Annotated in this window: 18 protein-coding genes; 8 read left to right on the top strand and 10 right to left on the bottom strand. The window is 70.6% G+C overall.

Translation table 11 applies throughout. The features are described 5' to 3' along the window. The first annotated feature begins 77 nt into the window (after positions 1–77). The 3 genes from AB0B68_RS16245 to AB0B68_RS16235 are packed head-to-tail and all read left to right on the top strand — an operon-like array spanning position 78 to position 2,912. A complete protein-coding gene (locus AB0B68_RS16245) occupies positions 78–1,538 on the top strand; it encodes an NAD-dependent succinate-semialdehyde dehydrogenase (RefSeq protein WP_357260668.1) in 1,461 nt (486 codons plus the stop codon). After that, entirely contained in the window at positions 1,535–1,684 is a 150-nt protein-coding gene (locus AB0B68_RS16240; RefSeq protein WP_357260665.1) for a hypothetical protein, read from the top strand. Before AB0B68_RS16245 ends, AB0B68_RS16240 begins: the two co-directional genes overlap by 4 nt. Further along, positions 1,677–2,912, top strand: a complete 1,236-nt coding sequence (locus tag AB0B68_RS16235) for an iron-containing alcohol dehydrogenase (RefSeq protein WP_357260662.1) — start codon at positions 1,677–1,679, stop codon at positions 2,910–2,912. The genes AB0B68_RS16240 and AB0B68_RS16235 overlap by 8 nt, the downstream gene beginning before the upstream one ends. A 143-nt stretch (positions 2,913–3,055) precedes the next feature. On the opposite strand, the gene AB0B68_RS16230 is transcribed toward AB0B68_RS16235, so the two are convergent. Beyond that, the gene (locus tag AB0B68_RS16230; RefSeq protein WP_357260659.1) at positions 3,056–4,192 is read right to left on the bottom strand and encodes a hypothetical protein; all 1,137 of its coding nucleotides are present in this window, start codon (positions 4,190–4,192) and stop codon (positions 3,056–3,058) included. Positions 4,193–4,555: 363 nt separating this feature from the next. On the opposite strand from AB0B68_RS16230, the gene zwf reads away from it, so the two are divergent. Next, positions 4,556–6,049 carry a glucose-6-phosphate dehydrogenase gene (gene zwf, locus AB0B68_RS16225; protein WP_357203553.1) on the top strand — a complete coding sequence of 498 codons (1,494 nt, stop codon included), beginning with the start codon at positions 4,556–4,558 and terminating at the stop codon, positions 6,047–6,049. A gap of 150 nt (positions 6,050–6,199) precedes the next feature. On the opposite strand, the gene ptsP is transcribed toward zwf, so the two are convergent. The 9 genes from ptsP to AB0B68_RS16180 form a co-directional block, all read right to left on the bottom strand. Continuing rightward, on the bottom strand, positions 6,200–7,873 hold the full coding sequence (gene ptsP, locus AB0B68_RS16220; RefSeq protein ID WP_357203556.1) for a phosphoenolpyruvate--protein phosphotransferase: 1,674 nt from the start codon (positions 7,871–7,873) through the stop codon (positions 6,200–6,202). Continuing rightward, positions 7,866–8,132, bottom strand: a complete 267-nt coding sequence (locus AB0B68_RS16215) for an HPr family phosphocarrier protein (RefSeq protein WP_357203559.1) — start codon at positions 8,130–8,132, stop codon at positions 7,866–7,868. Before AB0B68_RS16215 ends, ptsP begins: the two co-directional genes overlap by 8 nt. Before the next feature lie 9 nt (positions 8,133–8,141). After that, complete coding sequence (locus AB0B68_RS16210; protein WP_357203562.1) at positions 8,142–9,182, bottom strand: zinc-dependent dehydrogenase; 1,041 nt, start codon at positions 9,180–9,182, stop codon at positions 8,142–8,144. Next, positions 9,179–9,613 carry a PTS sugar transporter subunit IIA gene (locus AB0B68_RS16205; protein ID WP_357203565.1) on the bottom strand — a complete coding sequence of 145 codons (435 nt, stop codon included), beginning with the start codon at positions 9,611–9,613 and terminating at the stop codon, positions 9,179–9,181. Before AB0B68_RS16205 ends, AB0B68_RS16210 begins: the two co-directional genes overlap by 4 nt. Continuing rightward, positions 9,606–9,914: a PTS lactose transporter subunit IIB gene (locus tag AB0B68_RS16200; RefSeq protein ID WP_357203568.1), complete on the bottom strand. Its 309-nt coding sequence runs from the start codon at positions 9,912–9,914 to the stop codon at positions 9,606–9,608. Before AB0B68_RS16200 ends, AB0B68_RS16205 begins: the two co-directional genes overlap by 8 nt. A 4-nt stretch (positions 9,915–9,918) precedes the next feature. Beyond that, entirely contained in the window at positions 9,919–11,079 is a 1,161-nt protein-coding gene (locus tag AB0B68_RS16195) for a PTS mannitol transporter subunit IICB (RefSeq protein ID WP_357203571.1), read from the bottom strand. A gap of 60 nt (positions 11,080–11,139) precedes the next feature. Then, positions 11,140–12,048, bottom strand: a complete 909-nt coding sequence (pfkB, locus tag AB0B68_RS16190) for a 1-phosphofructokinase (RefSeq protein WP_357260656.1) — start codon at positions 12,046–12,048, stop codon at positions 11,140–11,142. Positions 12,049–12,061: 13 nt separating this feature from the next. Next, positions 12,062–12,823: a DeoR/GlpR family DNA-binding transcription regulator gene (locus AB0B68_RS16185; RefSeq protein WP_357203577.1), complete on the bottom strand. Its 762-nt coding sequence runs from the start codon at positions 12,821–12,823 to the stop codon at positions 12,062–12,064. 116 nt (positions 12,824–12,939) lie between these two features. Continuing rightward, a complete protein-coding gene (locus AB0B68_RS16180) occupies positions 12,940–13,170 on the bottom strand; it encodes a hypothetical protein (RefSeq protein WP_357203580.1) in 231 nt (76 codons plus the stop codon). A 167-nt stretch (positions 13,171–13,337) separates the two neighbouring features. On the opposite strand from AB0B68_RS16180, the gene AB0B68_RS16175 reads away from it, so the two are divergent. From AB0B68_RS16175 to AB0B68_RS16160, 4 genes are all read left to right on the top strand, one after another. Continuing rightward, on the top strand, positions 13,338–14,561 hold the full coding sequence (locus AB0B68_RS16175; RefSeq protein WP_357203583.1) for a sensor histidine kinase: 1,224 nt from the start codon (positions 13,338–13,340) through the stop codon (positions 14,559–14,561). Beyond that, the gene (locus AB0B68_RS16170; RefSeq protein ID WP_357203586.1) at positions 14,549–15,205 is read left to right on the top strand and encodes a response regulator transcription factor; all 657 of its coding nucleotides are present in this window, start codon (positions 14,549–14,551) and stop codon (positions 15,203–15,205) included. Before AB0B68_RS16175 ends, AB0B68_RS16170 begins: the two co-directional genes overlap by 13 nt. Before the next feature lie 111 nt (positions 15,206–15,316). Next, the gene (locus tag AB0B68_RS16165) at positions 15,317–16,078 is read left to right on the top strand and encodes an ABC transporter ATP-binding protein (RefSeq protein WP_357260653.1); all 762 of its coding nucleotides are present in this window, start codon (positions 15,317–15,319) and stop codon (positions 16,076–16,078) included. Then, the gene (locus AB0B68_RS16160; RefSeq protein ID WP_357260650.1) at positions 16,075–18,546 is read left to right on the top strand and encodes an FtsX-like permease family protein; all 2,472 of its coding nucleotides are present in this window, start codon (positions 16,075–16,077) and stop codon (positions 18,544–18,546) included. Before AB0B68_RS16165 ends, AB0B68_RS16160 begins: the two co-directional genes overlap by 4 nt. Positions 18,547–18,626: the final 80 nt, after the last annotated feature.

Below are 18,626 nucleotides of genomic sequence, written 5' to 3'. Positions count from 1 at the left end.
AACCCGTCCGTCTACGCGCACAGCGCGATCGCTGAGGCACGCCGGACATCACGAGGAAGATCACAGGAGGCGACGCGATGAGTGACCCGATGAACGTGCTGGCCCCCGAGCACCGGCGGCTCCGAATCGGCGACGCCTGGCGCGACGCCGCAAGCGGAGCCACCTTTGCCGTCGAGGACCCGGCCACCGGCAAGACCATCGCCGAGGTGGCGGACGCTGACGTCGCCGACGGGCTCGCCGCCCTGGACGCGGCGAGCAGGGCAATGGCGGAGTGGGCAGCCACCCCGCCACGGAGACGGTCAGAGTTGTTGACCGCGACGTACCGGGCACTGACCGAGCGATCCGAGGAGGTCGCCCGGCTGATCACGCTGGAGATGGGAAAGCCGCTCGCCGAGGCTCGGGGAGAGGTGGCCTACGGTGCCGAGTTCTTCCGTTGGTTCGCCGAGGAGGCGGTGCGCGTCGAAGGGCGCTACAGCATCGCTCCCGCAGGTGGATACCGCATCCTCACCGTGCCGAAGCCGGTCGGACCGTGCGTCTTCGTGACGCCCTGGAACTTTCCGTTGGCCATGGGAGCCCGCAAGATCGCTCCTGCGCTGGCTGCCGGCTGCACGACGATCACCAAGCCAGCCGGTCAGACGCCGCTCACCATGCTGCTCCTGGCCCGCATCATGGAGGAGGTCGGCGTTCCCCCGGGCGTCGTCAACGTGGTGACCACCAAGCGTTCCGGCGCGGTGGTCTCCGCACTGCTGGCCGACAGTCGGACCCGCAAGCTGTCCTTCACCGGGTCGACCGAGGTCGGGCGCGTCCTGCTACGACAGGCCTCGGACAATGTGCTGCGCACCTCCATGGAACTGGGCGGCAACGCCGCCCTGATCGTGTGCGCCGACGCTGACCTGGACGTCGCGATCGACGGTGCCATGGTGGCCAAGATGCGCAACATCGGGGAATCCTGCATCGCGGCCAACCGGATCTACGTCGAGGAGCCGGTGCGCGAGGAGTTCACGGCGCGCTTCGCCGAGCGGATGGGCGCTCTCTCGGTGGGCCATGGTCTCGACGACGGCGTGAACGTCGGGGCGTTGATCGACGAGGCCTCCGTCACCACGATCGACGGGCTCGTCGCCGATGCGGTCGATCGCGGCGCCCGGGTCCTGGTGGGCGGCGAGCGTCCCGATGGGCCGGGCCACTTCTACCCGCCCACGGTCCTCGTCGACGTGCCCGAGGATGCGCGGATGCTGCGGGAGGAGATCTTCGGCCCGGTGGCGCCGATCATCTCGTTCACGTCCGACGACGAGGTGATGGCGAAGGCCAACGACACCGAGCACGGCCTGGCCGGATACGTCTTCACCCGTGACCTCCAGCGGGCGCTCCGGTTCGCCGAAGGGCTGGACACGGGGATGCTCGGCATCAACCGTGGTCTGATATCGGATCCGTCAGCTCCGTTCGGCGGCGTGAAGCAGTCAGGGATCGGCAAGGAGGGGTCGCACGAGGGCGTCCTCGAGTACCTCGACCTGACCTACGTGGCGATCGACCTACCGTGACCGGCCTGCTGCGCCGGGCGCCCGCCGCGCGCGTCTGCGCCACCCGGGCGGTCAACCTCGCCGACGCCGTCCCGGTCCCGCAGGTGACCTGGACGTCCACCCAGCACATCGCCGCCGACGCTCCGGAGAGGCACTGCCATGCTTGAGACCGTCCGCGGACCACGCCAGCTGATAGTGGGCGAAGGGGTCGCACAGAACATCCCCCGAGTGGTGGCCGAGAGTGGCTCGCGAGTCCTCATCGTGACCGACCAGGTCCTCCTGCGGCAGCCAGGCGTGGCCGAGATCGTGGCCGCCGTACGGGAAAAGGTCGAGGCCGTCGAGGTGTTCTCCGACGCGACCTCAGACGTGCCTCTCTCCGATGTCGCCCTGGCCGTCTCGGCCGCAGCCGAGGTGAACGCCGACGTGATCCTCGCCATCGGCGGTGGCACGGTGATCGACCTCGCCAAGATCGTCGGCGTCATCCGCCGCCACGGTGGGACGCCGCGTGACTTCTACGGCGAGTCGAGGGTGCCGGGGCCGACGATCCCTCTCGTCGCGGTCCCCACGACGTCCGGCACCGGCTCCGAGCTCACACCCGTCTCGGTGTTGACCGACCCGGACCGCGAGCTGAAGGTGGGGGTTTCCAGCGTCCACATCGTCCCCGACTTCGCCATCGTCGACCCCGAACTCACCTACACCTGCCCGGCGACCGTCACCGCCCACTCCGGTATCGACGCGTTCTGTCACGCCGTGGAGAGCTACACCGCCCGGCCCCGGGCCCACGGACCGCGCGACCCGGTGGAGCAGGTGTTCCTCGGCCGCAACCCGATCACCGACCACTACGCGCTCCGCGCCGCGGAACGCATCGCCCGCAGCTTGCGCCGTGTCGTCAGGGACGGAAGCGACACGGCCGCGCGCGCGGACATGTCCTATGGATCCATGCTCGCCGGGATCGCATTTTCCCACGCGGGCAACGCGGCCCCGCACGCTCTCCAGTACCCCATCGGCGCAGCCACGCACACGCCGCACGGCCTGGGCGTCGGACTGCTACTGCCCTACGCGCTGGACGCGGCCAGGGATGCCATCACAGACCGGTTGGCCATCCTCGCCCGGGTGTGCGGGCTCGACGTCACCGACGCCTCCGACGCCGAAGCAGCAGAGACGTTCCTCACCTGGCTCGACGGGCTCCTTGCCGACATCGGTATCCCTGCCACCTTGGCGGACATCGGCGTGGCACGCGCCGACCTCCCGCGCTTCGCGGAGATGGCCAGTGGTGTCACCCGCCTGATCCAGAACCACCCGGGCCCCAGCGACACCGCCAGCCTGACCGCGATCCTCGAAGCGGCCTGGACCGGGGACCGGACCCGACACGCCCTGACTCCGAGCAGAGAGTGACCGACTCCATGCCGCCTCAATCCCCCTTCGTACGTGCCAAGGACTGCGCCGCCGGGCCGGGGTCAGGGACGGGCCGTCGGCCGTAGGCGTGCCGACATGCCGCGCTCTTGACACACTCCGTACCGCTGCTTGTGGGTTCTCGGTCACCTGGTCCGTTCGATGACGCCGGCGATGCCGAGGCCGTTGCGCGAAGCGGCGCCGCTACCCCAGAAGGACGAGCTGCCCGGGACGTTCGCCAGGGCATCAAGGTGCGGGTCACCGCCGCCGACCTTCGGCCCGTACTCCACACTCCACCGGCCGCCGGTGTAGCGCAGCAACAGCGTGCCCGGGTACTCGATGTACGGAGGGACGGGATTCGTGCCACTGATCCAAACATTGCCGTTCGCATCACCGGCAACGGCGTACGCCCGGCCAGCAGGCGCCGGTCCGGCCAACCGCTGCCACGTTCGACCGTCCCAGTGCAGGATGACGGGCTTGGGAGCGGTGTCGTAGTCCTGCGTGCCGACGGCCCAGGCGTCGGTCGACGAGCGGGCCCACACACCCGTCAGTTGGGTGCTGGGAGTCGACGGCAGTGCCGCCACCTGCCACGCACCGCCGATGCGCTGCACAATCATGGGCTGCGGGTAGGGGGCGTCGGCGAGGTAGCGATCGCCGGCGGCGAACAGGCTGCCGTCCTGAGTGCTGGAAACCACCCGCAGGACACCGTTGTGCTGCTCCGTCCCCGGCACCGCCACCCGGTTGAACTGACGGGTGTCGCCTTCGAGGACGAGCGGCCCGGAGCCGTCGTGGCCGACGAACACCGCCCGCCCACCGCCGGTGGCCGCCACGTCCAGCAGCGTGGAAGGCCCCGTAGAGGCGCCCAACGGCGTGTGTCCCGTCCAGGTCTGGCCGTTGAAATGTCCGACGTACGGCTCGCCGTGAACTCCGAGGCCCACCGTCCAGACGTCCCCCTCGCTCGCCGCAGCCGCCCTGTACAGCAGGAACGCCTCGTGCGGCAGCCGCCGTTCCGTCCACGTCCGCCCGTTCCACCGCAGCAGCGCGTAGGGCTCGTCGATCGAGTATCCCGTGTAGGTCGATGCCTGATATCCGACCGACCAGGCATCGTTCGGGCCGGTGGCGACCACGTCGGTCAACCGGCTGTCCTGGATCAGCGGAGGCACCGTCGCCTTCCACACCGACGGGATGGCGGCCACGCCTGACGTTGCCGGCAGGAGCAACACGCTTGCCGCCACCGCGGCGAGCGTCGCCGCCGACAGCCCGCGCCGTGCCAGTGATCGCATAATGGTCCCCTCCTGGATTGGTGGACGACCTTCAGCGTGGCGCTCATCAATGGATTGCGCACACCCAGCTCGCCCCACGTAACGAAGCCGTAAGAACGGTCCCCGGCGCCGCCGCCGGCGGCTGCCGGTTGACCTCCGCGCGCTACCTGGCGACGATCATTCGTACCACCATCTCGTACGCCGGCAGACCGCACCGCATCCCGACACCGAGAGGGCTACCCGTCAGCCCGGCATGCGAGGCTCAAGCTCCACGACCAACGAGCCACGCCGATGTGGCCCCCGGACACCGCCATCGCCGCACAAGTCCTGGCAGGACAGCCCGCCCCCAATCCCACACCCCTTGTGCCCGGAGGAACGCAGACCATGGACCACGCTTCTCAGCTCATTCAGGAGCGGAGTGCCCCGCCGGCCACGCTGGTGATCTTCGGTGCCTCCGGTGACCTGACCCGGCGTAAGCTGCTGCCCGCAATCGAGAGCCTGGCTCGGCACGAGCGGCTCCCCGACCAGTTCGCGCTGGTCGGCGTCGCGCGTACGTCGATGACCGACGAGCAGTTCGCCGAGAGCGCCCTCGGTGCACGCACCCTCGCCAGCAAGCGCCAGCTCCAGAGCGGCGTGCGGTACGTGGCCGGCGGCTACGACGACCCGGAGACCTACAAGCGGCTCGTGGAGACCCTCGACGAGCTGGACGCACAGCGGGGCACGTCCGGCAACCGGCTCTTCTACCTGTCCACCCCCGCCGGGGCCTTCGAGCCGGTAATCAACGGACTGGCCGGTGTCGGGCTCAACCAGCCACGCGAAGGCTCCTTCTCCCGCCTGGTCATCGAGAAGCCGTACGGACGCGACCTGGCCACCGCCCGCGAGCTTGACGGCGTCGTGCACAGCGCGTTCGACGAGCACCAGGTCTTTCGTATCGATCACTATCTGGGCAAGGACACCGTCCAGAACGTGCTGGCGCTGCGCTTCGCGAACTCGATCTTTCAGCCCATCTGGGATCGCTCCTGGGTCGACCACGTGCAGATCACCGTCGCCGAGACCCTCGGCGTCGGCAGCCGCGGCGGCTTCTACGAGGACGCCGGCGCGATGCGGGACATCGTGCAGAACCACGTGCTCCAGGTCCTCGCGCTGGCGCTGATGGAGCCGCCGGCCTCATTCGAGGCTGAGGGCCTGCGCAACGAGAAGGTGAAGCTGCTGCAGGCGATCCGGCTCCCCACCGACCGGGACATCGCCGAGGCCGCGGTCCGGGGACAGTACACCCGGGGCGGCACACGCGAGGAGCTGATGGCCGGCTACCGCGAGGAGACCGGCGTCGACCCTCTGTCGCGGACCGAGACCTACGCCGCGATGCGGCTCAACGTGGACAACTGGCGCTGGGCCGGGGTGCCGTTCTACGTACGCACCGGCAAGCGCCTGCCGGCCCGGCTCACCGAGGTGGCACTGCAGTTCCAGCGACCGCCGCACCTACCGATCCCGACCGATCAGCTCACCGGCCTCGATGCTGACGCGCTGATCCTGCGGATCCAGCCGAACGAGGGCATCTCGCTGCGCTTCGGCGCCAAAGTGCCGGGCCACTCCTTCCGGGTCCGCACCGCCACCATGGAGTTCTCCTACGACCAGACGTTCGTCGAGGAGTCCCCGGAGGCGTACGAGCGGCTGCTCCTGGACGCGCTGATCGGCGACGCGTCGCTCTTCATCCGCAGCGACGAGGTGCAGCAGTGCTGGCGGATCGTCGACCCGATCATCGACCACTGGGAGAAGGACAACTCGCCGATCCCCACCTACGAGGCCGCCTCCTGGGGGCCGACCGACGCCGACCGGCTCATCGGCCGGCACGGCCGCAAGTGGCGCAACTCCGCGTGACCCTGCCACACCGAGTGTGACCGCGCCGCGGAGTCCGATCGTTCAATCTCACGATCGGCGCGCAGCGCGGTCCTCTCGGTGCCCGGCAGGAATCGTGCTTCCCCATGGCTGGAGGATCTCACCGACGAATCGCCGGTGACCGTTACCGGCTCACCGCACGGACACACCCTCGCCGAGGCGGAGCTGACGCGAAGCATCGGCCGCCGCGGTCCGTGCTGCCTCCGGGCTGGGAGCGGCAAGGGCCGCCTCGGCGATCTGGCGGCACTCGTCCAGGGTGTGCGCGGCCAGGGACTCGCGCACCGTCGGGATGCTGCGGGGCGCCATGGACAAGCTGGTGATGCCCAGGCCAGCCAGCACCAGGGCGAACTGCGGATCCGCTGCGGACTCTCCGCACACGCCGACTGGCTTGCCCGCCTCGACGCCCGCTGCCGCGCAGGAGGCGAGGAGCGCGATCAGCGCGGGCTGCCACGGGTCGAGCAGGTCAGCGAGGTCGCCGCACATGCGGTCAGCGGCGAACGTGTACTGGCTGAGGTCGTTGGTGCCGACGCTGAGAAAGTCCGCGTGGCACAGCACCTGGTCGGCGCGTAGGGCCGCGGCCGGCACCTCGATCATCACGCCGGCGGTCGCCAGGCCGTGCTCGCGGCAGGATTCGGTGAACGCTGCCGCCTCCGTCGCCGTGGCGACCATCGGCGCCATCACCCACACGTCGGCGTCCGTCGCCGCAGCCGCCGCCGCGATCGCGGCCAACTGCGCGGTGAGTACGGACGGTGCCTGCCGCGCGACCCGCAGACCACGGATGCCCAGCGCGGGGTTGGGTTCCTCGGCCAGCCGCAGGAACGGCAGCGGCTTGTCAGCGCCGGCGTCCAGGGTACGCACAACGATCTTGCGACCGGGCAGCGCGGCGAAGACGTCGCGGTACGCGGCGACCTGTTCCTCGTACGACGGCGGGTCGCTGCGGTCGAGGTAGAGCAGCTCGGTGCGGAACAGGCCGACCCCTTCCACCTCGCCGGTGAGGTCGCGGACGGAGCCGATGTTGGCCAGTAGCGCGACGGGATGACCGTCCGCGGTCCGCCCGGGGCCCTGAGAGCGGGCGCGGCGTTCGATCTCGGCGAGCCGCTCCGCGTTGACGGCGGTCACCGTGTCTGCGGAGACGCCGGCCACCACGACACCGCTCGCGCCGTCGAGACTGGCCAACGCGCCGTCGGTCACGTCCAGGATGCCCGCGCAGCGGACCACGGCCGGGATACCGAGTGTCCGGGCCAGGATCGCGGTGTGGCTGGTCGGCCCGCCCTCGGCAGTGATCAGGCCCAGCACCAGGCCCGGTTCGAGGCCGGCGGTGTCGGCGGGTGCCAGGTCGCGGGCGATGAGCAGGTACGGATGGCCAGGGTCCGGAACGCCCGGCATCGGCTGCCCCAGGCACGCCGCGACGAGGCGGTCCCGCAGGTCGTCGAGATCGCTGATCCGCTCGGCGAGGTACCCGCCCGCGGCTTCGAAGGCGGCCCGGTGCCCGGCGAGCACGTCGGTGATCGCGTGCGGGGCGTCCGCACCGCCGTCGATGGCGATGTCGGCCGCGTCGACGAGTGTCTCGTCCTGCGCCATCATGACCTGCGCGCGCAGGACCTCGGCGGCGGTCGCGTCCAGGGCGGTGTCGGCGCGACGGGTCAGGTCGGCGGCGACGGCGACGACCGCGGCCCGGACGGCGATCTTCTCGGCGTCGGGATCAACGGTCTGCGCCAACGGCGGCAGGGCCGGAGGCGGGGCCAGCCGGTAGACCGGCCCGGCCGCACCACCGGGGCTGGCCCCGATCCCTCGGAGTTCACGCATCGAGATCGCGTTCGAGGAGGTCGGCCAGGGTGTCGACGGCGGCCTGGGCGTCGTCGCCGTCGGCCTCCAGGGTGACCTCGGTGCCCTTCTTGGCGCCGAGCGACAGCACGCCGAGCATGCTGCGGGCCGGCACGGGTTTCTTGTCGCCGGTGCGGATGGTGACCAGCACCGGCTGCTTCGCCGCCTCGGCGACGAACAGCGCCGCCGGGCGGGCGTGCAGCCCGCTGGCGGAGCCGACGAGGACTGTTCTGCTGGGCAACGGATCCCCCTAGGGTTCGATCGTCACCTTGATCGCTTCGCCGCGCGCCACGATGCCGAAGGCGTCGAGGGTGCGGTCGAGCGGCAGGCGGTGGGTGATGAGGTCGGCGACCGGCACGGCGCCGCTGGCGATGAGTCGGAGCGCTTCCTTGTTGTGCTCCGGGCTGGAGCCGTTGGCGCCGACGATGGTCAGCTCGCGGTAGTGCACGAGGTTGGAGTCCAGGGAGATGACGGGCTTGTCCTTCGGCAGGCCACCGAAGAAGCTGATCCGACCCTGGCGCGCGGACATCTGCACCGCCTGCTCCTGGGCGACGCCGGCGGCCGTGGCGGTGATGACGACGTCGGCACCCCGACCTTCGGTGAGTTTGAGCACCGCGTCGACGACGTCGGTCTCGGCACCGCAGATCGCCGCGTCCGGCTGGACCAGGTTGGCGGCCAGGTCGAGGCGTTCGCGGTTGAGGTCCACGAGGAACACCCGGGCCGCGCCGCGTGAACGGGCCAGGCGCACATGCAGGCAGCCGATCGGCCCGGACCCGACGACGACCACGTCGTCGCCCTCCCCCACACCCGCGAGGTTCTGGCCGTTGAGGACGCAGGCGAGGGGCTCGGCGACGGACGCCTCGGCGAAGCTGAGCTCCTCGGGGATGCGGTTGAGCCCGTCGACGGCGAGGACGTTGTGCGGCACGACCAGGTATTCGGCGAACCCGCCGTCGAAGTGGTATCCCATCGACACCTGGTTGGGGCAGACGGTCATCCGGCCGCGCCGGCACTCGGCGCACGTACCGCACGGGATGGCGGCGATGACCTGAACCCGGTCCCCCGGCCGCCAGCCCGTGACGTCGCCACCGACTTCGCTGATCTCACCGGCGATCTCGTGGCCCATGACGCGCGGCGGGGCGATGTGGTGGTGGCCGAAGCGGGAGATCTTCACGTCGGTGCCGCAGGTGGAGCAGGCGCGGACGCGGATCTTCACCTCGGCGGGGCCCGGGGTGGGCTCGGGCGCGTCCTCGATGCGGACGTCACCGGGCGCGTGGAATCGAACAACCTTCACGAGGGCTTCCCTTCGAGGATGGTGATGACGTCATCGACGCTCGTCGACTCGCGTAGCCGCTGCGCCTGGGCGGGGTCCATCAGCACCGAGGCGAGCTGGGCGAGGATGTCCACGTGCCCGTCGCCGGCAGCGGCGATGGCGACGCAGACCCGTACGTCGAAGCCGTCCCAGTCGACGCCGTCAGGGAAGCGCAGCACCGCGAGGGCATCGCGCTGGACGGACTCCTTGCTGTTCAGCGTGCCGTGCGGGATGGCGACGCCCTCTCCGATGTACGTGGAGACGCTCTGCTCGCGGGTGAGCATCGCGTCGACGTACGCGGGGGCGACCGCGCCGATCTCGACGAGTACCGCGCCGCAGCGGCTGATCGCCTCGTCCCGCGATCCGGCCCGCTCGTCGAGCCGGATCGCGTCACGGGCCAGCAGTTCAGCCACTCAGCTCACCACCGCGCTGTACCGCGTTCACGACCCTGGTGACGGCCGGGTCGCCGATGAACACCTGGATCGGCACGATGACCGTGTCGGGTGCGCTGACCCGGGCCCGCGCGGCGAGCCCCTGGTGGCAGACGACCACGTCCGCGTCCGCCGGGATCGAGTTGACCGGCGTGTGCTCGACGGTCACCGCGTTCTTTGCCAGTTGCCGCCGAAGTTGGCTGGCCAGCATCACGCTGCTGCCCATGCCGGCGTCGCAGGCGACGACGACCTTCTTGATCTCGGTGCCGTTGATGGTGGGCATGGATTCAGACCTCCTGCTTTGCCGACTTGTGGAGGGTCTCGTCAGGGTCGACATCCTTCTCCTCGTCTGGACGGACAGCCGTCTCCTCGTCCGGGCCGGCGGCGTCCGCGGCGGGCTCGCCGCGGCCGAAGCCGAGCAGGGCTGAGGCGACCGCGAAGGTGACGGCGGCGGCGATCACGACGCCGAGGATGACCCCGAAGTGGCCGCCCTTGGGGGTGACGGCGAGGTAGGCGAAGATACTGCCCGGCGAGGGGGTGGCGACCAGTCCGGCACCGGTGATCACGAAGGTGCCGACGCCGGCCGCACCCCCGGCGATCACGGCGAGGATCAGCTTCGGCTTCATCAACACGTACGGGAAGTAGATCTCGTGGATGCCGCCGAGGAACTGCACGATGATCGCGGCCGGGGCACTGGGGCGCAGCGCGCGGGGGCCGAAGACCATGAAGGCGAGCAGCAGACCGAGGCCGGGGCCGGGGTTCGACTCAATCATGAACAGGATCGACTTGCCCTTGTCGGCCGCCTCGGCGATGCCCAGCGGGCCGAACACGCCGTGGTTGATGGCGTTGTTGAGGAAGAGCACCTTGGCGGGTTCGACGAGTACCGAGGTCAGCGGCAGCAGGTCCTTGCCGACGAGCCAGTCGACGCCCGAGCCGGCTTGCTTGGTTAGCCATTCGACCACGGGGCCGATGCCGTAGACACCGCCGATGGCCATCCCGGCACCGATGATGCCGGCGCTGAAGTTGTCGACCAGCATCTCGAAGCCGGGGCGGATCTTGTTTTCGATCAGACCGTCGAAAAGCCTGAGGACATACGCCGTGAGCGGCCCGATGATCATCGCGCCGAGGATCATCGGCACATCCGCGCCGACGACGAGGCCCATGGTCGCCACCGCGCCGACGACGGCGCCGCGTTGGCCGTGGACCAGCCGGCCGCCGGTGTAGCCGATGAGCACCGGTAGCAGGATGCTGATCATCGGGCCGACCAGTTCGGCCAGGGTTTTGTTGGGGATCCAGCCGGTCGGGATGAACAGTGCGGTGATCAGGCCCCAGGCGATGAACGCGCCGATGTTGGGCATGACCATCGCGGCCAGGTAGCCGCCGAGGCGTTGCACGGTGGCTTTGAGGCCCTGACCTTTCACCTCTGGTGTGTAGGAAGAGGAGGTCACGGGGGTATCTCCTTCATCGAGGGGCGGTCCAGACGGCTGCGGGGGAAGAAGCTCGTCCGGCTAGGGGTGGATGGTGACGTCGTGGCGGAGCAGGTCCGCTGGACCGGGCATCCGGCTGCCGGGCAGGCTCACCGCGGCGGCGCCCCAGGCCAGGCCTTCGGCGAGGGCCGCGGCACCCTGTGCGCCCGCGGCGAGGAACCCGGCGAGCAGCGCGTCGCCTGCACCGACGGTGCTACGGGGCCGGGCTACCGGGCAGGTGCCGGTGCGGATCCCTTCGGCGTCGACCAGGACGGCGCCGTCGGCGCCGAGGCTGGCTACGACGGTGCCGGCGCCCCATGCCCGCAGGCACTGAGCGGCATCAACCACATCGCCGAGGTCCTTCAGTGGGCTGCCGACCACCTCGGCCAGTTCGTCGCGGTTGGGCTTGAGCACTGTCGCTCCGGCAAGGGCGGCCTCGCGTAGGGCAGGACCGCTGGTGTCGACGGCGACCCTGACATCGGCGGCGCGCAGCTTCCGGCATAACTGCGCGTAGGCGTCGGCGGGCAGGCCGGGCGGGACGCTGCCGCACAGCACGACCCAGTCGGCGCCCCTGGCACGGGCGAGCACACTTTTGATCAACTCGTCGAACTCGGCGCGGCGCAGGCTCGGGCCAGGCTCGTTGATCTTGGTGACCGTGCCGTCGGGCTCGGCCAGGGTGATGTTGGAACGGGTCCTTCCGGCGATCGAGACCGCGAGAACCTCCACACCCTCCGCCTTGAGGAGGCGGATGAGCTGGTTTCCCTCGTCACCGCCGGACGGCAGCACCGCCACCGACGGCACGCCGTTGGCCAGCAGGGCACGGGATACGTTGACCCCCTTGCCGCCGGGGTCGAGGTGAGCGGTGGCAGCCCGGATGACCTCGCCCCGGGTGAGTGAGCCGACCTCCACGGCTCGGTCGAGGCTGGGGTTGAGGGTGACGGTGACGATCATGCCCGGCCCGCTCTCATGCGCGGGCCACCCGAACGCCCGTGGACTCCAGGTCACCGACCAGGTCGAGGTCGGCACGGTTGTCGGTGATGAGCAGGTCGACGTCGGCCAGCTCAGCGAACCGGGAAAGATAGTCGTTGCCGAGCTTGGTGTGGTCGGCGACCACCACCGTGCGCCGGGCGGCACGGACCATCGCTCGCTTCACCGCCGCCTCGGACGGGTCCGGGGTGGTCAGCCCGCGCTCGACAGAGATGCCGTTGGTGCCGATGAACGCGACGTCAACGTAGAGGTCCGCCAACGGTGACAGCGCCCAGTCGTCGACGGTCGCCAGGGTTTTCCCGCGGACCCGTCCGCCCAACAGCAGGACGTTGAGGTTGGCATAGGTACCGAGGGTCGTGGCGATGACCGGCGAGTTGACCACGACGGTCAGCTCACGGTCGACCGGCAGCAGTTGGGCCAGCCGGGCGGTCGTGGTGCCGGCGTCGAGGATGATCGCGCCCTCCTCCGGCACCTCATTCAGGGCGAGTTTGGCGATGCGCTCCTTCTCCTCGATGAGCACCGCGTCACGCGCCGCCAGCGCGGGCTCGAACCCGAGCCGTTCGACGGGAATCGCTCCACCGTGGACTCTGCGCAGCACCCCGGCCCGCTCCAGGATGGTGAGATCGCGGCGGATGGTCTCCGACGTCACGTTTAGCCCATCGGCCAGGCCGGTCACCTCGACCCGGCCCACGTCCCGGGCGATGCGAAGGATCTCCTGCTGTCGTTCCTCGGCGTACATGTTGTTTCACCGCCGTTTCGTTTTGCTTGTGCTTTGTTTACGCCCGACTGTGAGGGAAGTCAAGAGATCGACCACAGGGACCCACACCCGGCGCGACGGTGATGAGGTTGGTGTCCCTACGACTTCGGCGTCCGGTTACGGCGGTGGTGGACGATCAGCGCGACCGCGCTGAGCACCGCCACCAGGCCGAACGCCGAGCTGACCCACTGGTTGTCCGCTGCGGTCGAGAGCACCACGTTGGCCGCAGCGCTGACGAAGAGCACCAGCCACAGCAGTGGGCGCAGCAGGCCACCCGGCCTTTTCGGTGCGGCGACCGGGGCCTCGGTGATGCGGTACGGATCGGTCATGACTGCCTCCTTCGGCGAATGTTTCTTGACGCCGTCAACGCTAGGGACGCGGCGCTGCGGAGACGATCCCGTCAGCTCGACAACAGGGGTACAGCAGGCTGTACCTTCCGCCCCGACGTCGCCGGGCGGGGCCTACGGTGGCCTATGTTGGCGGTGGAGGTGGGTCGATGGCGTACGTGCGGGGCCGGGTTCGCGCCTCGGTCGACGCCTTGGAGCACATCGTCGGAGGGCTGGGCACCGCCACGCTGGCGCTGGGCGCGCTGCTCTGGGCGGCGATCGTGGCGGTGACCTGCCTGGGCGGGGTGGGGCTGCTGGCGGCGCCGGGTGCGTTACGGGCGGTGCGCTGGGTGAGCGACCGCGAGCGGGCCCGGCTGTCCCGCTGGGGCAAGCCGATCCCCACGCCGGGGCCGGTTCCGGCCGGGTTGCGGACGGCGACGCGCGATCCCTTCGTACGCCGGGAGCTCGGCTGGGTCGCGCTGTACTCGCTCGTCGGCCTGGTGACCGGGCTGGTCGGCATCGCACTGCCGCTCTATGCGGTGCAGGACGGCACCTTCCCGCTGTGGTACCGGCTGGTCCCCCCCGACGCCGCGCCAGGGATCGTCTGGTGGCGCATCGATGGCCTGTCCGACGCGCTCTGGGTCGGGGTGCTCGGGGTGGGCTGCCTGGCCGCCGCGATCTGGTTCAGCCCGGTCCTGGCCCGCCTCCAGGCCTGGCCGGGCCGGTGGCTGCTGCCTCCACCGCCGGGTGTCGACCTGTCGCTGCGGGTGGCAGAGCTGACCGCCACCCGCGCCGCGGCGCTGGACGCCCACGCTGTCGAACTGCGCCGGATCGAGCGGTCGCTGCACGACGGCACCCAGAACCGGTTGGTAGCGGTGAACGTGTTGCTCGGCGCTGCGCGGCGGGCCGTGCGCCGCAATCCGGACCGCGCCGACGAGATCCTCGGGCAGGCGCAGGACGCCGCGGAACAGGCACTCGGCGAGCTGCGTACGGTGGTGCGCGGGATCCTGCCGCCGGTGCTGGACGACCGGGGTCTCGCCGGTGCGCTGACGGGCCTGGCCAGCAGCTGCGCGGTGCCGTGCCGACTGGAGGTGGATGTGGCTGTGCGGTGCGCGGCCTCGGTCGAGGCCACCGCGTACTTCGTGGTGGCCGAGGCGCTGACGAACGTCGTCCGGCACAGCGGTGCGAGCCAGGTGGACGTGGCCGTGCGCCGCGAGCGCGGCCGGCTGCTGGTGAGCATTGAGGACGACGGGCACGGCGGTGCGAACGAGACACGTGGCTCCGGGCTCACCGGTATCCGCCGGCGGGTCGAGGCGTACGACGGCCGGATGACGCTGACAAGCCCGCCGGGAGGGCCGACGAGAATGGACGTGGAGCTGCCATGCGGATCGTGATCGCCGAGGACGACCCGCTGCTGCGTGAGGGGTTGGCGTTGCTGCTGCGGGCGGAGGATCTGGACGTGGTCGCCACCGCCGGCACTCCGGGCGAGTTCCTGGTCGCCGTCGACGAGCACGCGCCGGACGTCGCGATCGTGGACGTACGGATGCCGCCGACCCACACCGACGAGGGCATCGTGGCCGCCGTGGAGGCCCGGCGGCGCCGTCCCGGCCTCGCGGTACTGGTCCTGTCGGCGTACGTCGAGCAGGCGTTCGCCACCGACCTGTTCTCGGTCGGCGCCGTCGGGCTCGGTTACCTGTTGAAGGAGCGGGTGGGCAGGGTCGAGGAGTTCCTCGCCGCGCTACACCGCGTCGCGGACGGCGGCAGTGTGATCGACCCGGAGGTGGTGGCGCAGTTGCTCGCCCGCAACCGCCGGACGGACACGGCACTGAGTGAGCTGTCGCCGCGTGAGCGTGAGGTGCTGGGGCTGATGGCCGAGGGGCTGGGCAACAGCGCTATCGCCGAGCGGCTGTTCGTCACCGACGGCGCCGTGCACAAGCACATCCGCAGCATCTTCTCGAAGCTCCAGCTTCCACCGGACGACAGTGCCGACCGGCGGGTCACCGCCGTGCTGCGCTACCTGGACGGCGATCGGCGGTAGCGCCTGCTGTACCCGAACCTGGCAGCCCGCGGGATGGTTGCCGTTCTCCCACGTCAATAGCGTTTCTGGTGCGCGCAGTTCTTGCCGATGACACGGAGAGAGGCCACCAGAATGCCGGATTATCCGGAACAGACAATCGCTCCGGCGGTACGCGTCGAACACCTCACCCGCGTGTACGACGCCGGCCGTGGCCAGGTGACTGCGCTTGCCGGCGTCGATGTCAGCTTCGAACGGGGCACCTTCACGGCGGTGATGGGGCCCTCGGGCTCCGGCAAGAGCACGCTGCTGCAGACCGCGGCCGGGCTCGACCGACCGACCTCCGGTCGGGTGATGATCGGAGGCACCGACCTGTCCGGGCTGTCCGAGACCCGCCTGACCGAGCTGCGTCGTACCCGGATCGGGTTCGTCTTCCAGGCGTTCAACCTGATCGGCGCGCTCACCGTCGAGGAGAACATCGTGCTGCCCCTGCGCCTGGCCGGCGTCCGTCCGGACCGGGCCTGGCTGACCCAGGTCGTCGAGCGGGTCGGCCTCACCGACCGGCTGCACCATCGGCCGGCCGCGCTGTCCGGCGGCCAGCAGCAGCGGGTGGCGATCGCCCGGGCGCTGGCCACCCGCCCCGAGGTGATCTTTTCGGACGAGCCCACCGGCGCCCTCGACTCGCGGACCGCGGCGGAGGTGCTGACGCTGCTGCGCGCGGTCGTTGACGAACACGGGCTGACCGTGGTGATGGTGACCCACGATCCGGTCGCCGCGTCGTACGCGGACCGGGTGCTCGTATTGGCCGACGGTGCGATCGTCGCCGACCTTCCGCAGCTGGGAGCCGCCCGTATCGCCGAGCACCTGGCGTCGCTGGATCGGCGGGTACTGCGATGATCGGTCTCGCCGCCCGCCTGCTGCGCCACCGCGCCGGACCCGCCGCCGCGACCCTGCTGGCCCTGATCGCCGGCGTGCTGATCCTGGTGGCGATGGGCACGCTCGTCGAGTCCGGGTTGCGTTTCCGCGCGGAGCCACGGCTCTGGGCGTCGGCCGACGTGGTCGTCGCCAACCGCACGGTCAGCCACACGTTCAAGGAGTTCGGCGGCGACACCACCACGAGCACCGTCACGCTGCCAGAGGGCGGCACTGTGGACGCGAACGTGGTGGACCGGATCCGCCAGGTGCCGGGCGTCACGGCCGTCACCGGCGACGAAAAGGTGGTCATCGGCTCACCCGCTGCCGTGGGACACGGCTGGGACACGTACACCTTCACCGGTCGTCCCATCACCGCGGGTGCCGCGCCACGGGCCGACGACGAGGTGCTTGTCGACACCCGGTTCGGCGTGACACCCGGCAACCGCATCGACCTGGTCGTCGGCGGTGTCGGCCAGTCCTACCGGGTGAGCGGAACCGGCGAGACCGGTTCGGCGTCCGTGTTCTTCACCGACGCGCAGGCCGCCCGGCTGTCCGCCCACCCGGGCCGGGTGGATGCGATCGGCGTGCGGATGGCGCCCGGCGCGGACCTGGGCGCGGTACGCGAGATCGCGTCGGAGGCCGGCGCCACGACATACGCCGGGAAAGACCGTGGCAACGTCGAGCAGTCGCAGAACCAGGCCGCCCAGACCTTGCTGATCGAGGCCGGGTCGGCTTTTGGGGGGTACGTCGTCCTGCTGATCGTCTTCGTGGTGGCGGGCACCATGGGGCTGTCCGTCCGGCACCGTCGACGTGATTTGGCGTTGCTGCGCGCGGTAGCAGCCACACCGGGGCAGGTGCGCCGCATGCTGATCGCCGAGGCCGCGCTGCTCGCTCTGCTCGGTTCTGCGATCGGGGGCCCGGCCGGTCTGTTGGCCGCCCACTGGGTGCACGGCGAGTTGGTCGGGCGGGGGTTCGTGCCGGCCAGCTTCCCGATGGCCGGCGGCCTGTTCGCGGTGCCGGCCGCGGTCGGTACGGCGGTCCTCGTGGCGGTGCTCGCCGCGGTGGTCGCCGGACGCCGGGTCACCGCGATCAAGCCGATCGAGGCGCTCGGCGAGATCGCTGTCGAGCCCCGGCGTAGTGGCCGGGTGCGGCTGATCGCCGGCGTGCTGACGCTGGCGGCGGCCGGCACCTCGGGGGCGTTCACGCTCGGTGCCGCCGGGTCGACCGGAGCGCTGGCCGGAGCGGTCGGCATGCTGTACCTGTTCGTCATCGCGGTGGCGCTGCTCGCACCGAGGATCAACGCGTACGCGGCACGCCTGCTCACACCGTTGTTGCCGAGGGTGTGGCGGGTCAGTGGCTACCTGGCTGCGGCCAATCTGCGGGCCAACGCGCAGGGCATGGCGACCGTTCTGACCGCACTCGTGCTGTCCGTGGGATTCGGTGGCTCGGTCTGGTTCCTACAGACCAACCTGGAACGGCAGACCACCATGCAGAGCAGCGCGGGAACCCTCGCCGAGCGGGTACTTGTCGCTCCCGGCGGGCTGCGTGCGGACGCGGCGCGCGAGATCCGCGAGTTGACCGGGGTGCAGGCGGCCACCGGTGTGCGCCGTACCCAGGTGGTGGTGCGTGCGCTCGGCGGAATCGAGCCGGTCAGCGCGCAGTCGGTCGACCCGGCCGGCGTCACGTCGACGATGGACCTCGCCGTGCGCGAGGGTGATCTGGCCGACCTGCGTGCGGGCACGGTCGCCGTGTCCGCGATGCAGGCGTCCTCGTCCGGCTGGGACGTCGGCGGTCGGGCCGACCTCTGGCTGGGTGACGGGACCCCGGTCACGTTGGACGTCATCGCGATCTACGGCCGTGGCCTCGGCTTCGGCGACGTCACGCTGGCCGCCGAGACGGTCGCCGGGTACACGGCCGGGGACACCAACGACGAGGTCCTCGTCAGCGCCGGCCCGGACGCCGACACCGCGTTGGCCCGGTGGTCGGCTGGGCATCCAGGTACCGAGGTTCTCGACGCCGCCACCCGTACCCGCCTGATCAGCACCGATCTGGCGCTCGGCGCCTGGCTGAACCGGCTGCTGATCGGCGTGATGGTGGGGTACGCGGCCCTGGCCACGGCCACCACGATGGTGATGGCCGCACTGGCCCGCCGCCGCGAGTTGGCGTTGCTCCAACTGGTCGGGGTCACCCGCGGTCAGATTCGGAGGATGGTCCAGGCCGAACAGGTCGGACTGCTCGGCACCGCGGTACTGATCGGCGCGACGATCGCGGCGCTGACCCTGAGCGCGATCGTCAACGGACTGACCGGCAGCCCGATCCCGTACGTTCCGCCGCTCGGTTGGGTGGCGGTGCTCGGCGGCACGACGCTGCTGGCGCTGGCGACCACCGTGTGGCCGGTTCGACGGCTGCTCAGCGCCCCTCCGATCGACAACATCGGTGTGAAGGAGTAGACGTCCGGACGCGGGAGTGACGACGCGCTGCGACAGGGGTCCGAGGTGGACCGCCGGCTCCGAGATCCTGTGGATCTCGG

The sequence above is a fragment of the Micromonospora sp. NPDC049049 genome (genome assembly GCF_040649115.1).
Lineage (GTDB): Bacteria > Actinomycetota > Actinomycetes > Mycobacteriales > Micromonosporaceae > Micromonospora.
This window is presented reverse-complemented; position numbering and strand designations above follow the sequence as displayed.

What these genes read in the sequence shown, in the direction of transcription:
- AB0B68_RS16245 (WP_357260668.1), top strand. Translation starts at nt 78, where the DNA reads ATGAGTGACCCGATGAACGTGCTGGCCCCCGAGCACCGGCGGCTCCGA.
- AB0B68_RS16235 (WP_357260662.1), top strand. Translation starts at nt 1,677, where the DNA reads ATGCTTGAGACCGTCCGCGGACCACGCCAGCTGATAGTGGGCGAAGGG.
- AB0B68_RS16230 (WP_357260659.1), bottom strand. Translation starts at nt 4,192, where the DNA reads ATGCGATCACTGGCACGGCGCGGGCTGTCGGCGGCGACGCTCGCCGCG.
- zwf (WP_357203553.1), top strand. Translation starts at nt 4,556, where the DNA reads ATGGACCACGCTTCTCAGCTCATTCAGGAGCGGAGTGCCCCGCCGGCC.
- ptsP (WP_357203556.1), bottom strand. Translation starts at nt 7,873, where the DNA reads ATGCGTGAACTCCGAGGGATCGGGGCCAGCCCCGGTGGTGCGGCCGGG.
- AB0B68_RS16200 (WP_357203568.1), bottom strand. Translation starts at nt 9,914, where the DNA reads ATGCCCACCATCAACGGCACCGAGATCAAGAAGGTCGTCGTCGCCTGC.
- pfkB (WP_357260656.1), bottom strand. Translation starts at nt 12,048, where the DNA reads ATGATCGTCACCGTCACCCTCAACCCCAGCCTCGACCGAGCCGTGGAG.
- AB0B68_RS16185 (WP_357203577.1), bottom strand. Translation starts at nt 12,823, where the DNA reads ATGTACGCCGAGGAACGACAGCAGGAGATCCTTCGCATCGCCCGGGAC.
- AB0B68_RS16180 (WP_357203580.1), bottom strand. Translation starts at nt 13,170, where the DNA reads ATGACCGATCCGTACCGCATCACCGAGGCCCCGGTCGCCGCACCGAAA.
- AB0B68_RS16175 (WP_357203583.1), top strand. Translation starts at nt 13,338, where the DNA reads ATGGCGTACGTGCGGGGCCGGGTTCGCGCCTCGGTCGACGCCTTGGAG.
- AB0B68_RS16170 (WP_357203586.1), top strand. Translation starts at nt 14,549, where the DNA reads ATGCGGATCGTGATCGCCGAGGACGACCCGCTGCTGCGTGAGGGGTTG.
- AB0B68_RS16165 (WP_357260653.1), top strand. Translation starts at nt 15,317, where the DNA reads ATGCCGGATTATCCGGAACAGACAATCGCTCCGGCGGTACGCGTCGAA.
- AB0B68_RS16160 (WP_357260650.1), top strand. Translation starts at nt 16,075, where the DNA reads ATGATCGGTCTCGCCGCCCGCCTGCTGCGCCACCGCGCCGGACCCGCC.